The following is a 12,873-nucleotide window of genomic DNA, read 5'->3' on the forward strand; positions in this document are numbered from 1 at the left end:
TGATTAAAGCGAATTTAACTCTCGCATCCAGACTAGCTAGATCAGTCTCAGCAGAGATGCTTCCGACCCGCTGCGGGTCCGGATCACTTCTTTTGGGAAAGGTTTGACCCATGAACAATGTTTTGAAATTTGCCTCGGTTTCCGTGTTGGCGCTGATGGTTGCGGCCCCTGTGTCCGCACAGAACCGCGTTACCGGTCTTCAAGGTTTGAATGACCAGATCGACGACATTACAATCGACGCAAACCGCGAGCTTAATCGCAGCAACGACGCCCAGCGTTTCGGCCCCAACGGTGTGGCACAAGGCTGGCGCGGTTCTTTCGCGCTGTCCGCGAATGGCACATCGGGCAACACCGACACAGGTGAGCTTTCTGGCGCGGGCCGTCTTACCTATGGCGCTGGCGACTGGAACCACCTGTTGGGCTTCGCTGTCGAGTACGGCGAGTCCAATGGCACCAAGAGCGAAGAAAAAGTCTTCGGTACCTATGAAGGCAGCCGCTATTTCTCGCCCGAGTTCTATGCTTTTGGCCTGGCCCGCGTGCAGTATGACGGTTACCTGACCGACACCAACGGCAACCCGCTTGCTGGCGACGAAACCGATGCTTTCTTGGGCTTTGGTCCAGGTTACCGCGTGATCAACTCGGACAACCACACATGGCGTGTTCAGGGTGGCCCCGGTGTGCGCTACTTTGAAGATGTAAACGGCAACGACGAAACCGAAGTCGGCTTCATCGCATCGTCACGCTACTTCTATGCGTTCAACGAAACTGTCTCCTTCACCATGGATACAGACATCCTCGGTTCCGACGTGAACACCATCCTGTCGAACGATGCCGGCATTAACTACAAAGTGTCGAACAACCTGTCGACCCGCGTCAGCTACCGCACCGACTACAACACAGACCCGACACCGGGCCTGAAATCCACCGACAACAGCCTCGGCGTCTCGCTGGTTCTGGGCTTCTAATCTCGGAAAAGTACCTCGTCCCGAGGGGTTTTACCCTCGTACCTCTCGGGCGCGGGAAAATGTGGAGAGCAGGGCAACCTGTTCTCCATTTTTCCGTTTTGGGCAGGCGGCCCAGGCTCTGCCTAGTTGTCGTTCAGGGTTTCGGTATTGCGCTGTACGCGGGCCAACATGCTGAGCAACAATTCACGCTCGTCCTCGGAAAATCCACGCAGCAGATGTGCTTCACGTTCCAGCGCAATGTGGATCATCTTGTCATGCAGCTTTTTGCCACTTGGGGTCAGCTTTAACAGCTTGCGACGTTCGTCCTTGGGATCAACAACTTCGTTAAGGTAGTTTTGATCGCGAAGCAGTCCGACAGCGCGGCTGACCGAAGATTTATCGAGCCCGATTACTTCGCGCACGCGGCGTGCCGGAATGTCCGGCTCAAGCGTCAGCACCGCGAGCACCCGCCACTCGACCACGCCCACCCCGAATTCCCGGATATAACGCCGCGAGGCTCCGTTAGAGAGCAGATTGGTGATAACCGTAAAGTAATAGGTGGCAAAGTGCCGTAGATTCAGCGCCCGCGTTTTGGTCTCACCATCAACCTCGAACCAAGGTTCTTTTCGATTAGGGTCGCTTGGTTGGTGAACAGTCATGCAGGCTGGTCCTTTGACGAAAGATCGAAACAAGTCTTCGACTAATATCACCAAAATCCAGAATTTATAAAGACCTTCGTTAACCTATGGCCAAAGTTTACGTAACGTGAGCTTTACGGAAAGCGCAGCATCGGCCCGGATCCTCGGTAGAATCGGGGCCAACGCGTTGAGTTTCAGGTCGTTTTCTTGTCGTCGACGACGTTCATTTGCGCCAACCCGCTTTGGCCAAGATCAACCTTGGCAAAGGGCCCGCCGTGGCACATCTGGCCCGGATCGGTAATATCGACGGGGCCTTCCTCGGCCAGTACCTTTTCCGCAAACTCCTCAGCATTGTCCTTGGGGCGGTAGCCGAGGAACGAGGCCTTGGCGTTGTCCACCGGACAGCGGTCGTTGTTGGACACGCCGTAGATCACCGCAAAGCCGACCGAAGGGGTGTCGATGGCGCGGGTCACAAGCTGGATAAGGTCGTCATAGCTCAACCACGACCCCAAGGCGCGGGAGTTGTTGACCTGTGCCGCCGAGAGAATGCGCAGATGCACCGATTCAAGCTGGCGTTTGTCCCAGTACATGCTGCCAAGATCTTCGGTGAAGCATTTGGCAAGGCCATAGAAGGTATCGGGCTTGTGCGGCGCGTCGATGCCGATGAAGTCTGCCTTTTTGTGCATCCCGACCGCGTGGATCGAGGAAGCATAGACCACCCGCCGCACCCCATGCTGATGGGCAGCTTCCCAGATGTTGTAGGAGCCAATGAAGTTCGGGCCGAGCAGTTCTTCGAACGGTTTTTCATCCACAATTGCCCCGAAGTGGATCACCATATCCGCGCCTTCCAGCAGCGGGAAAATCTGGTCATAGGAGGCGAGATCGGCCTTTGCATACCGCTCACCGGCATAGAGCGTGCCAATGTCATCGACGAGATCGGTGCTGACGAGTTCGTCGCACATCGCGGCCAGCGGTTCCCGTAGATAGGAGCCCAGACGGCCCGCAGCGCCAGTCAGCACAAGTTTCTTCAGTTTCATGTCATCCCCTTCGGATTTCTTTTAGAGTTAAACGAGCTTGCCGCGCACATTGGCCAGCAAGGCATCCGCGCCGCGTGCCAGCAGCCCTGTATCAGACCCGCAGGCGACAAAGCTGAAACCGTCGTTCAGCAAAGTTGCGGCAAAATCGGGGTCAGAGACCAGCGTACCGACAGGCATGCCGCGCTCCATCAAGCGCCGGGCGGCGGGGCGGATTAACGCCCAGATGTCGGGATGCATCGGCTGGCCAACGATGCCCATATCGGCACCGATGTCGGCAGGGCCAAAGAATATACCATCGACCCCGTCGACCTGGGCAAAGCTGTCGGCGTTTTCTACGGCTTGTTGCGATTCAAGCTGGATCAGGATCGCGGTCTGGTTCTCGACCTCGGTGTAGTAATCGGTGATGCGGCCAAATTTGTTGCCCCGCATCGCGCCCGCAACACCGCGCACCCCGCGCGGCGGATAGCGGCACGCTGCAACGGCAGCTTCGGCCTCGGCAATGGTTTCGACCATCGGGAACAACAGCCCCGGTACGCCCAGATCCATCAGGCGTTTTACCTTGACCGGATCGTTCCAGTCGGGCCGCACAATGGCTGTGGTCTCGCTGGCCGCGAAAGCCTGAAGCTGGCCCAGAAGCGATCCAAGCTCGTTCGGGCTGTGCTCCATATCCAAGAGCGCCCAGTCATAGCCAGCGGGAGCAATCACTTCGGCAGCGTAACCGTGGCAGAGTGAGGCCCATAGGCCCACCTGCTGCTGGCCTGCGCGGATCGATGCAAGAAATCGGTTGGGGGCAAGTTTCATATCACGGCCTTTTCAAGAAATTTCTGACCCGAGGCGACACGGGCAAATCCGAACTGGGACAGATCAAGCGTGCGGTATTCTCCGTAAGCGATCAGCTCGGCAGTGCCGCGCCCGATAGCGGGGGATTGCTGCAAGCCGTGCCCTGAAAATCCGTTTAGAAAGACAAAGTTCGCCACCTTGTCGTGCGTACCCAAAATCGCGTTTTGATCGATAGTGTTATAGGCATAATGCCCGACCCATTCATTGATCACCTTAACCTGTTCGAAGGCGGGCACACGGGTGGCGATCGCAGGCCAAACCTTATTCTCCCAAATCGAATGATCAACGGCGAAGTCGTCATAAGCCACGTCCAGATCCTCATCCGGTGGGCATCCCGCCATATAATAGCGCCCGTCGGTGCGAAAATGCACGCCGGAGGGATCGATGGTCAGCGGCAGATCACGGTCAAGCGGCTTGGCCGCGTCAAAGATGAATGTGTAGCGTTTGCGCGGTCGCACCGGCATTTCGATCCCTGCCATCTGCGCCGTTGCCAGCGCGCGAGGGCCGGAGGCATTGACCACGGTGCCGCAAGTGATCTGTGCACCGGATTTCAGCGTGATGCTGTCAACATTGGTGCCCGCCGCATTGAGGGTCATCGCCGTGACCTCGTCGTGGATGTATTCCACGCCGCGCCGCCGCGCCATGCGCTTGAACCAGTCAAACATGGTGCCACCGTCGAAATAGCCCTCGTTCACCTTGTTGTGGTTGCCCGCGATAATGTCGTCGAGGTTGTAGAACGGATAGTCGTCAGCGATCTCGGCGGCGCTCATGTGGCGGGTTTGTGCGCCAAGGCTCATCTGGATTTGCTGGGCTTCTTTCAGGCTGGCGGCAAATTCGGGGGTATCAGCCAGATACATATAGCCAAAGCTTTGTAGCGCCAGTTCGGGGACCTCGGGATCGTCGCCCATAAAGCTGCGGAAGTTGCGGATAAACTCAGCACCAAACTGCGAGATGCGGATGTTCACCTCATTGGTGAACTGCTGGCGGATGCAGGAATTGGTGTGGCTGGTGGAGGCGAAAGTATAGCTCGGGTCGCGTTCCACCACCAATATTTTGCCGTTAAAATTCGGCATCGTGGTCAGCCACCACGCCAGAGAGGAGCCATAGATTGCGCCCCCGACGATCACCACGTCATAGGAATTTTGGTGCGGCACGGCCATTTGCGTCATCCTTTGTGCAAACCACTCAGACGTGTGGTAGCCGACAGGCCGCGCCCCCGCAATCTCTGTGAACCGCTAGGGCGCAAATGGCTTTTGGATGGCCCGCTCGACCATATGCAGACGGTCTTGGCCATAAAACATGTCACCGCCAACGAAATAGGTCGGCGAGCCGAAAACTCCGCGATCTATCGCCTCTTGGGTGTTGGCGCGGTGCTGGTCTTGGATGGCTGTGCTTTTGGCGGCGCTCAGGAGGGCAGGGGCGTCGAGCCCGAGGTCGACTGCCAACTCGCTCAGAGCAGCAGGGTCGGCGATATTGGCATCATCGCGCCAGTGCGCCTGCAATATCGCATGACTCAGCGCGTCGGCGTCCTCGCCCGCTGCGATGATCAGACCATTGGCCAGATCAAGCGGGTTGTCATGGTAGGCGGGGCGGTGGCGGATCATCGGCACATCGCGCCATTCGGCCCAGCGGACCATTTCGCGGCCAAAGAAATAGCGAATATGTGCTTTACTGCGCGCCCCGATCGCGGACCCCCCCGCCGCTTTCATCACGGGCGCGAAATCAAACGGGCGGTGCTGGATGCGCCAGCCGCTGGCCTGCGCAATTCGCGCAAGCTCTGCCGCGCCGAGATAGGCATAGGCGGAATGGGCCGAATAGAAGTACTCGATCACGCGGTCATCATAGGTTTGCATTGCAACCTCCCTCTCTTCGGCCAAGGACAGCCCGCGCAATCTAAGCAAGTCTGGCGGTGCTGCGAAAGCCCTACGTTACATTAAACCGAGGATCTCTCTTTGAATTTCGAAATGCGCCTTCCAAACCGCGCGTTGCTGGACCGCGTTGTGGCGATGGTCCGTGACGAGGTGATGCCGATGATTGCCACGACGTGCTGCACCGCCGTCAGGACGCCCTTGCCAAATTCGGCAAACACACGCAAAGCCCCGTTTGACTTGAGCGGCAATTGCGTCATGTTAGCAAACGTTGCGGTCGGAACTCTGCCCGCGCCGAGATTTGTCTCATAGGGAAGAGAAACAATCCGTTATGGACCGCGACGAAATCGAAAACCTGATCGCCCGCGTGGCGCTAAAGGATCGAAAAGCATTCGACGCACTCTATGACAGGGTCAGCGCGAAACTTTTCGGCGTCTGCCTGCGTGTCTTGTCCAAACGCGCAGAAGCCGAGGACGCCATGCAGGACAGTTTTGTCAAGATCTGGAACCACGCCGACAGGTATCAGGCCAATGGTCTGTCGCCGATGACGTGGCTGATCACCATCGCGCGCAATACCTCGATCGACCGTTTGCGCACCCGCCGCAAGGGCCACCAAGATATCGACACCCCCGGTTTTGAGCTGATCGCCCCCGGCCCGTCGCCCGAGCAGTCGGTAGTCGCTGCCTCTGAAGCCGCGCGACTTTCGGGCTGTCTCGATGCGCTGGCTGAAAATCGCGGTGCCGCCGTGCGCGGCGCTTATCTGGACGGCGATACCTATGCGGATCTGGCCGAGCGGTTTCAGGTGCCTATTAACACGATGCGGACATGGTTGCGGCGCGGGTTGCTATCCCTGCGAGAGTGCATGAGCCTGTGACCCTTTCACCAGATACCCCCGACTTTGACGATGATTTTCAGGCGGCTGAGTTTGCGCTTGGCCTCGCCGAGGGCGCGGACCTTGCTGCCGCCCAGCAGCGTGCCCGCACCGATAACACCTTTGCCGCGCATATCGCTGCATGGCAGGAGCGTTTTGTTGCGATGACTGACGATATCGCCCCCGTCACCCCGCCGCGACGGGTGAAGAAAGCTGTCGTTAAGACACTCTTCTCGACCCCGCCGATCCCCTTGTTGGACCGCCTCTGGGTCTGGAAAGGGCTAACGCTGGCTTCGCTCGTCGCCGCCGCCTATTTCGCCTTTCCGCTGGTGCGACCCACAGTCGAGGTGCCGTCAGAAATCTATGCCACCCAGCTTAAGGGGGAGGCCAGCGGCCTCGAAGTGCTTGCCGTGCTGGACCCTGCGCGCGGCGATCTGGCCCTGCGCCGGATTGCGGGCGGCGCCCCTGAGGGCCGTGTTCTCGAGCTTTGGGCGCTCCTGCCTGAACAGGCACCTGTTTCTTTGGGTGTCTTGCCTGAGGGCGATGTGACCCGTGTGACCTTGCCGGCCCAATTTATAGCCCAGATTTCACAACTGACACTCGCGATCTCGGACGAGCCGCCCCAAGGTGCCCCACAGGGCGTGCCGACAGGTGCGATCCTCGCTGTCGGTGCGGTCGAAGAACTTTAAGCGCGACCGACGTTTGAAACTTTTAGGCTCCCGCGTCCGTGTCTTTACAAACGCAGGCGGGGACCTCGGCCCCATGCCATATTGGCTGCCCGCGACTGAAAGGATCACCTCATGGCTTTTGACCGACGCAGTTTCCTCCTCTCCAGCATCGCCCTTGGCCTGACGTCCAAGGCCGTTCACGCCGCGCCCTATGTCGCAGGCAGCTTCGAGATCACCCGAAGCGACGCAGAATGGCGCGCGATGTTGAATGACAGCGAATTTGCCGTGATGCGCCAGGGAAAGACGGAACGCGCCTACTCCAGTCCGCTCGACGGCGAAAAACGCGCCGGCACTTTTGCCTGCCGCGGCTGCGACCAACCGCTTTACAGTTCTGCGGCAAAATTCGACAGTGGCACCGGCTGGCCGAGCTTTACCGCCCCGCTGCCAGACGCGGTCGAGACGATGCCCGACAACAGCCTTTTTGCCCGCCGCACCGAGGTGCATTGCGACCGTTGCGGCAGCCATCTTGGCCATGTCTTCGACGATGGCCCGGCCCCCACCGGCAAACGCCACTGCATCAATGGCGTCTCGCTCGCATTCATAGCAGACTGAAGATGGAGCGTCTCACGCAATACGGCATCCTTGCGGGGCGCCTTTTGCTCGCCGTACTCTTTGCAGCGGGGGCGGTACAAAAAGGCGTCGCCCCCGAGGGCGCGCAGTCATTGCTCGCGTCCCAAGGCTGGCCGGTCTGGTTAGTCTGGCCTGCAACGGCCTTCAATGTCGCGGGGGCGCTCGCGCTTGTCTTTGGGGTCTGGCTGGCCCCTATGGCGCTGGCGCTCGCTTTCTATTGCATGGTGACCAGCCTGTTTCACTATCTCCCGGATGACCCATGGCAAATGTCGATTTTCATCAAGAATTGGGCAATTGCTGGCGGGTTGCTCGTGCTGGCAGGCCATGAGGCACAAAATCCGCGCGGCTAACGACGCAACGCGATTTTCATTTTCTTTCGCGCCTAAATATCTTCGGGGTGGAACGGGGGGCCTCCGAGCACAACTTTCCCGCTCAAGTCCCGCGTGGTTTTGCCCGCACCGTTGGATCAGCAACAGTCGGGTCCTCGGGCCACGGGTGGCGTGGATACCGACCGCGCATCTCTTTGCGGACATCGGCATAAGACGATTTCCAGAACCCTGGCAAGTCGGTGGTCACCTGCACCGGTCGTCGTGCGGGCGACAACAAGCTCAACTGCAACGGGCGGCCCGCCACGGTCGGGTGCTGCGTGACCCCAAACACCTCTTGCAACCGTATCTCGATTGAGGGCTGTGCGGTGCTATAATCGATCGGCACGCGCCGCCCCAAGGGGGTCTCGAAATGCGCGGGGGCGATGCGCTCCATCGCTTGAGTTTCATCCCAGGTCAGCCGCGCCGTCAGGGCCACAAGCATATCGAAGTTCTTCCAATCTGCGGTGCTGCGGACCCCGCGCAGATGCGGCAACAACCAATCCTCCAGTGTCTCTTCAAGATGCTCGATGCTGAAATCCGGGAAGGGCGCGGGCATCAGACGGGCGCGGGCCAAAAAACGCGTCGCTGCGGCGCGTGGATTCAGACCCAATTGCCGCACACCCTCCAGCATCGCTAAGGCTACTTGATCGTCAGGCGCAACAGACCAAATCCGGTCAGCGAGGACCAAGGCGCCAAAACGTTCCTGCTTGCGAGTCAGCACGCGACCATCGCGCCGCGACCATTCGCAGACTTCGTGCCAGCCGATCTGATCGGCAAAGGTCTCGCGCAATTCCGCCTCGGTCAGGGTTGCCGCCTGCCGGATGCGGGCCTCGCGCGGGTCGCCGTCCAGATCGGTCGCCACCAAGAGCCGCGCACCTGCCATCGGATCATGCCCTGCCATCACAGCCCCCTTGCCGCCCGACAATACATAGCGGGGTTCGTCTCCCTTGCGGCGCAGGCCGACGCGGTCGGGGTAGGCGAGTGCGGCGAGAATGCCCAATCCGTCCGGTCCGGTGCCTGCCTGCCCCCGTGCCAGCCGTTTGGTTTCCTGACGAATACGCGCGATGGTTGCGGCGTTGGCCTCGCCGGACGCGCGATTGCCCAATACCGCATCGCGGCGCAGTGCCAGATCAACGGGCGCACCGCGCAGCGGGTCGCGCTCGGCCAATATCGCGGCCAGCATCGGCGCCGACGGCCCGCCAAGCGCCACCATATGTGCCAGACGCGGGTGCAGCGGCAAACGCGCCAAGGTGCGACCATGCGCGGTGATCCGGCCTGTCTCGTCCAAGGCCGAGAGCATCTGCAATACCGCCCGCGCCTCCGCAAGGCGCCCTTCATGCGGGGGGGTGACAAAGCAAAGCTCGTCGGCGCGTGCGCCCCACAGCGCCAGCTCCAGCGCGAAACCGGTCAGATCGGCGACCTCGATCTCGGCGGGGGGGAAGGCCATCAGCGCGCCTTCCTCGCCGCGGGTCCAAAGCTTGTAGGCCACGCCTGCGGTCAGTCGCCCGGCGCGGCCCGCCCGCTGGGTTGCCTCGGCGCGGGTGACTTTTTCGGTGACCAGACGCGACATGCTCGACGTCGGATCAAACTGCGCCCGCCGCGCCCGCCCGCCATCCACGACAATCGTGATGCCTTCGATGGTGAGCGAAGTTTCGGCAATCGAGGTGGCCAGCACAATCTTGCGCCCCGTCGCTGCGGGCAGTATCGCTGCCCGTTGCGCTTTGAAATCCATCGCACCGAACAGCGGCGCGACATGGCAATCGGGCGGTACTTGACGGCGGAGCAAAGTTTCAACCCGCCTGATCTCGCCCTCACCGGGCAAGAACACCAGCGCCGATCCTTGCTCTTCGCTAATCGCTTTCAAGACCAGATTTGCGACCGCCTCTTCGAACCGTTCACGCCCGAGAGGGCGATCCAGCCAACGGGGCGTGACCTCGAAGCTGCGCCCTTCCGAGGTTATGACCGGTGCCTCCATCAGAGCGGCCACGGGAGCGGCATCCAAGGTCGCCGACATCGCTACCAGCATCAGATCATCGCGCAGGGCTCCCGCCACCTCAAGGCAGAGCGCCAGCCCGAGATCGGCATTGAGCGAACGTTCATGGAATTCGTCAAAGATCACAACGCCGATGTCGGGCAATTCCGGCGCGCTTTGCAACATGCGGGTCAGGATGCCTTCGGTCACCACCTCGATCCGCGTCGACTTGGACACAGCCGACGCCCCCCGCACGCGGTAGCCGACAGTCTGGCCAACTTCCTCCCCCAAGGTGGCGGCCATACGTTCGGCTGCGGCCCGCGCGGCAAGGCGGCGCGGTTCCAACATCACGATGCGGCCCTTTGTCAGCCCCGCCTCCAGAATGGCGAGCGGCACGCGGGTCGTCTTGCCCGCACCGGGCGGCGCTTGCAGCACGGCACGTCCTGTGGCCCGCAAAGCGGCGATTACTTCGGGCAGGACGGAGTCGATGGGAAGGGTCAGGATCATACGGGCTTTATCGGGCAATCGGTGGCGTAGGCCAAGGGGCAGGGGATGGACATTCGCGCCGCACCTCGCAAAAGATGCCGCCATGGATATCGAAGAACTTGCCACAGGCGTTATCGCCTCCGAGCGTCGGGCGCTGGCCCGCGCAATTACTTTGGTGGAATCCGGCCGTGCGGATCACCGTGCCGAGGCGATGCGCCTGCTGGCTGCCCTGCCGCAGGACCGCCAAGCCTTGCGGATCGGGCTATCGGGCACGCCGGGGGTGGGAAAATCCACCTTCATCGAAAGTTTTGGTATGATGCTGACCGCGATGGGCAAGCGGGTGGCGGTATTGGCGGTCGATCCCTCATCGTCGCGCTCGGGCGGGTCGATTTTGGGCGATAAAACCCGCATGGACCGGCTGAGCCGTGACCCCAATGCCTTTGTGCGGCCCTCGCCAAGTCAGACCCATCTGGGCGGTGTGGCGCGCCGCACCCGTGAGGCCGTGCGCCTGTGTGAGGCCGCCGGATATGACGTGGTGCTGATCGAGACTGTCGGCGTTGGCCAGTCCGAAACCGTGGTGGCCGAAATGTCGGATGTGTTCTTGCTGCTGCTGGCCCCTGCGGGCGGCGACGAGTTGCAAGGCGTCAAGCGCGGCATCATGGAAATGGCCGATCTGATTGTGGTCAACAAGGCTGATGGCGATCTTGCCGCGACCGCCATGCGGACCTGTGCTGATTATTCCGGTGCGCTGCGTTTGTTGCGCAAACGCCCGCAGGACCCTCAAGGCTACCCCCGCGCGATGACCGTATCAGCTCTGCAAGACATCGGATTGCCGGAGACTTGGGAGACCTTGCAGACCTTGGTGAACTGGCGGCGCGACAATGGTTATTGGGACCGGACCCGCGCTTCGCAAGCACGTTATTGGTTCGAGCAGGACATCCGACAGACCTTGCTCGCGCAGCTAGAGACCCCTGCGGCCCGCGCATCGATGGCGGAACTGGGCGAACAGGTCGCGACCGGGGCGCTTGACCCCGCCGATGGCGCCGCGCGGTTCATGTCTGCGCTGCGCCGCGATCCGGACTGATGTGATCAGGCCGGCTGGTCCTGCGGGACCGGAAAGATCACATCGTACAGCCAGTTGAAGACGAAGGCGTAGACGAGGTAAAATCCCGCGAAGGCGATGTCGATTATAAATGCCTCGTAGAGAGGGATCTGCAAATGCCATGCGATGAAGGGGATCAGCACAAACAGCAGGCCGATCTCAAAGAGGACCGCATGAAGAATGCGTATTAAGACCGTTTTTTGCACCGTGCCGCGCAGCCGTTTCATCGCGTGGTCAAACCCCAGATTATAGAGGTAGTTCCATCCCGTCGCGATGGTGGCGCTGATCACGGTTACCACGCCGATATCGGCTAATGGATGGTTAAACAGCCAAGCGCCGAGCGGGGTGACGATCAGCAAGGCGATCACCTCAAAGCTCACAGCGTGGCGGATACGGTCGGAAGTCGTGCGCATTTGGGCGGTCCCGCTATGGATCGGGTCGTCCCGACTTTGTTCCCGTTTGGGGGAGGTCGTCCTCGCCGTTGTTTAATAGGATAATTGCCGCCAGCCCTGCAAGCCTCAACCGGCAGCTTTGGGATGGCTGCGGTTATAAACCTCCATCAGACGGGCAGTATCAACTGCCGTGTAGGCTTGGGTCGTTGACAGCGAGGCGTGGCCCAAAAGCTCTTGGATCGCCCGCAGATCGCCACCTGCATCCAGCAGATGGGTGGCAAAGCTGTGGCGCATGGCATGTGGCGTGGCCGTGGCGGGCAAGCCCAGTTGCATCCGCGCATCAGCCATCACTTGGGCAATGGCACGCGGGCCGAGCGCGCCGCCGCGAATGCCGCGAAACAGCGCGGCGTTTTTCTCAAGCGGGTGCGGGCAGGCCGCCAGATAGGCGTCAACGGCATCGCGGGCCGCGGGCAGAACCGGCACGACACGCTCTTTATCGCCCTTGCCGACAATCCGCAGTGCTTCGGGCAGGGGCGCATCGGCACCTTTCAGACCCAAGGCTTCGGAAATCCGTAGTCCACAGCCCCAAAGCAGGGTCAGCACCGCGACATCGCGCGCCGCCACCCAAGGGCGCAACGATTGGTCCTCGACGCAATCAATCAGCGCGGTTGCCGCATCAATTGCCAATGGGCGTGGCAGCTTTTTCTGGAACTTCGGTGAGCGGGTCGAGAGCACAGCCGTCGGCTCGAACCCTTCGCGTTCGGCCAGCCAGCGGTAGAAGGCTTTGACCGAGGAGAGTTTGCGCGCCATCGACCGTGGGCCGACATCGCTGCCCCGCGTGAAAGCCATCCACGCGCGCATCTCCGAGATCGTGATCTTTGCCAAAGCCCCCAACCCCTGGGTGTCGCCCTTGTGGCGGGTCATGAAGGCCAGGAACTCGACCACATCACCGTGATAGGCGGTAAGCGTATTTTCGGCGGCCCCTTTGAGGGCGCGCTGGTGTTGCAACCATGTTTGTAGCGCGTCACGCGCAGCGGGACTGAGCAGCCCCAGAGCA

The 12,873-nt window shown here is 60.7% G+C and carries 15 protein-coding genes; 6 read left to right on the forward strand and 9 right to left on the reverse strand.

What is annotated here, in order from left to right:
- The first annotated feature begins 110 nt into the window (after nucleotides 1-110).
- Entirely contained in the window at nucleotides 111-965 is an 855-nt protein-coding gene (locus BM174_RS12245; protein ID WP_093924148.1) for a DUF481 domain-containing protein, read from the forward strand.
- A 122-nt stretch (nucleotides 966-1,087) separates the two neighbouring features.
- Here BM174_RS12245 and BM174_RS12250 read toward each other — a convergent pair whose 3' ends face one another.
- The 6 genes from BM174_RS12250 to BM174_RS12275 form a co-directional block, all read right to left on the reverse strand.
- Complete coding sequence (locus tag BM174_RS12250; protein ID WP_093924149.1) at nucleotides 1,088-1,603, reverse strand: MarR family winged helix-turn-helix transcriptional regulator; 516 nt, start codon at nucleotides 1,601-1,603, stop codon at nucleotides 1,088-1,090.
- Between the two features lie 173 nt (nucleotides 1,604-1,776).
- Nucleotides 1,777-2,619: an NAD-dependent epimerase/dehydratase family protein gene (locus BM174_RS12255; protein WP_093924150.1), complete on the reverse strand. Its 843-nt coding sequence runs from the start codon at nucleotides 2,617-2,619 to the stop codon at nucleotides 1,777-1,779.
- A 27-nt stretch (nucleotides 2,620-2,646) separates the two neighbouring features.
- Nucleotides 2,647-3,420 (reverse strand): HpcH/HpaI aldolase family protein, encoded by a 774-nt coding sequence (locus BM174_RS12260; protein WP_093924151.1) that lies wholly within the window; start codon nucleotides 3,418-3,420, stop codon nucleotides 2,647-2,649.
- The gene (locus tag BM174_RS12265) at nucleotides 3,417-4,619 is read right to left on the reverse strand and encodes an NAD(P)/FAD-dependent oxidoreductase (protein WP_093924152.1); all 1,203 of its coding nucleotides are present in this window, start codon (nucleotides 4,617-4,619) and stop codon (nucleotides 3,417-3,419) included. Before BM174_RS12265 ends, BM174_RS12260 begins: the two co-directional genes overlap by 4 nt.
- Nucleotides 4,620-4,694: 75 nt before the next feature.
- A complete protein-coding gene (locus tag BM174_RS12270; protein WP_093924153.1) occupies nucleotides 4,695-5,312 on the reverse strand; it encodes a 2-hydroxychromene-2-carboxylate isomerase in 618 nt (205 codons plus the stop codon).
- Between the two features lie 80 nt (nucleotides 5,313-5,392).
- Nucleotides 5,393-5,587, reverse strand: coding sequence for a hypothetical protein (locus BM174_RS12275; protein WP_093924154.1), 195 nt, complete (start codon nucleotides 5,585-5,587; stop codon nucleotides 5,393-5,395).
- 71 nt (nucleotides 5,588-5,658) lie between these two features.
- On the opposite strand from BM174_RS12275, the gene BM174_RS12280 reads away from it, so the two are divergent.
- The 4 genes from BM174_RS12280 to BM174_RS12295 all read left to right on the forward strand — a co-directional run bounded on the left by BM174_RS12280 (nucleotide 5,659) and on the right by BM174_RS12295 (nucleotide 7,846).
- Complete coding sequence (locus BM174_RS12280) at nucleotides 5,659-6,201, forward strand: sigma-70 family RNA polymerase sigma factor (RefSeq protein ID WP_093924155.1); 543 nt, start codon at nucleotides 5,659-5,661, stop codon at nucleotides 6,199-6,201.
- Entirely contained in the window at nucleotides 6,198-6,887 is a 690-nt protein-coding gene (locus BM174_RS12285) for an anti-sigma factor (RefSeq protein ID WP_093924156.1), read from the forward strand. Before BM174_RS12280 ends, BM174_RS12285 begins: the two co-directional genes overlap by 4 nt.
- 111 nt (nucleotides 6,888-6,998) lie before the next feature.
- Nucleotides 6,999-7,478 carry a peptide-methionine (R)-S-oxide reductase MsrB gene (gene msrB / locus BM174_RS12290; protein ID WP_093924157.1) on the forward strand — a complete coding sequence of 160 codons (480 nt, stop codon included), beginning with the start codon at nucleotides 6,999-7,001 and terminating at the stop codon, nucleotides 7,476-7,478.
- A gap of 2 nt (nucleotides 7,479-7,480) precedes the next feature.
- A complete protein-coding gene (locus BM174_RS12295; protein WP_093924158.1) occupies nucleotides 7,481-7,846 on the forward strand; it encodes a DoxX family protein in 366 nt (121 codons plus the stop codon).
- An 82-nt stretch (nucleotides 7,847-7,928) separates the two neighbouring features.
- On the opposite strand, the gene hrpB is transcribed toward BM174_RS12295, so the two are convergent.
- Nucleotides 7,929-10,343, reverse strand: a complete 2,415-nt coding sequence (gene hrpB / locus BM174_RS12300; RefSeq protein WP_093924159.1) for an ATP-dependent helicase HrpB — start codon at nucleotides 10,341-10,343, stop codon at nucleotides 7,929-7,931.
- Between the two features lie 82 nt (nucleotides 10,344-10,425).
- Between hrpB and meaB the strand changes: the two genes are divergently transcribed.
- On the forward strand, nucleotides 10,426-11,406 hold the full coding sequence (gene meaB, locus BM174_RS12305) for a methylmalonyl Co-A mutase-associated GTPase MeaB (protein WP_093924160.1): 981 nt from the start codon (nucleotides 10,426-10,428) through the stop codon (nucleotides 11,404-11,406).
- Nucleotides 11,407-11,411: 5 nt separating this feature from the next.
- Here meaB and BM174_RS12310 read toward each other — a convergent pair whose 3' ends face one another.
- Both BM174_RS12310 and BM174_RS12315 read right to left on the reverse strand, forming a co-directional pair.
- Nucleotides 11,412-11,837, reverse strand: a complete 426-nt coding sequence (locus BM174_RS12310; protein ID WP_093924161.1) for a PACE efflux transporter — start codon at nucleotides 11,835-11,837, stop codon at nucleotides 11,412-11,414.
- Between the two features lie 105 nt (nucleotides 11,838-11,942).
- Nucleotides 11,943-12,869 carry a tyrosine recombinase XerC gene (locus BM174_RS12315; protein WP_093924257.1) on the reverse strand — a complete coding sequence of 309 codons (927 nt, stop codon included), beginning with the start codon at nucleotides 12,867-12,869 and terminating at the stop codon, nucleotides 11,943-11,945.
- Nucleotides 12,870-12,873: the final 4 nt, after the last annotated feature.

The organism is Sulfitobacter brevis (genome assembly GCF_900112755.1).
Lineage (GTDB): Bacteria > Pseudomonadota > Alphaproteobacteria > Rhodobacterales > Rhodobacteraceae > Sulfitobacter > Sulfitobacter brevis.

What these genes read in the sequence shown, in the direction of transcription:
- BM174_RS12245 (WP_093924148.1), top strand. Translation starts at nt 111, where the DNA reads ATGAACAATGTTTTGAAATTTGCCTCGGTTTCCGTGTTGGCGCTGATG.
- BM174_RS12250 (WP_093924149.1), bottom strand. Translation starts at nt 1,603, where the DNA reads ATGACTGTTCACCAACCAAGCGACCCTAATCGAAAAGAACCTTGGTTC.
- BM174_RS12255 (WP_093924150.1), bottom strand. Translation starts at nt 2,619, where the DNA reads ATGAAACTGAAGAAACTTGTGCTGACTGGCGCTGCGGGCCGTCTGGGC.
- BM174_RS12260 (WP_093924151.1), bottom strand. Translation starts at nt 3,420, where the DNA reads ATGAAACTTGCCCCCAACCGATTTCTTGCATCGATCCGCGCAGGCCAG.
- BM174_RS12265 (WP_093924152.1), bottom strand. Translation starts at nt 4,619, where the DNA reads ATGGCCGTGCCGCACCAAAATTCCTATGACGTGGTGATCGTCGGGGGC.
- BM174_RS12270 (WP_093924153.1), bottom strand. Translation starts at nt 5,312, where the DNA reads ATGCAAACCTATGATGACCGCGTGATCGAGTACTTCTATTCGGCCCAT.
- BM174_RS12275 (WP_093924154.1), bottom strand. Translation starts at nt 5,587, where the DNA reads ATGACGCAATTGCCGCTCAAGTCAAACGGGGCTTTGCGTGTGTTTGCC.
- BM174_RS12280 (WP_093924155.1), top strand. Translation starts at nt 5,659, where the DNA reads ATGGACCGCGACGAAATCGAAAACCTGATCGCCCGCGTGGCGCTAAAG.
- msrB (WP_093924157.1), top strand. Translation starts at nt 6,999, where the DNA reads ATGGCTTTTGACCGACGCAGTTTCCTCCTCTCCAGCATCGCCCTTGGC.
- BM174_RS12295 (WP_093924158.1), top strand. Translation starts at nt 7,481, where the DNA reads ATGGAGCGTCTCACGCAATACGGCATCCTTGCGGGGCGCCTTTTGCTC.
- hrpB (WP_093924159.1), bottom strand. Translation starts at nt 10,343, where the DNA reads ATGATCCTGACCCTTCCCATCGACTCCGTCCTGCCCGAAGTAATCGCC.
- meaB (WP_093924160.1), top strand. Translation starts at nt 10,426, where the DNA reads ATGGATATCGAAGAACTTGCCACAGGCGTTATCGCCTCCGAGCGTCGG.
- BM174_RS12310 (WP_093924161.1), bottom strand. Translation starts at nt 11,837, where the DNA reads ATGCGCACGACTTCCGACCGTATCCGCCACGCTGTGAGCTTTGAGGTG.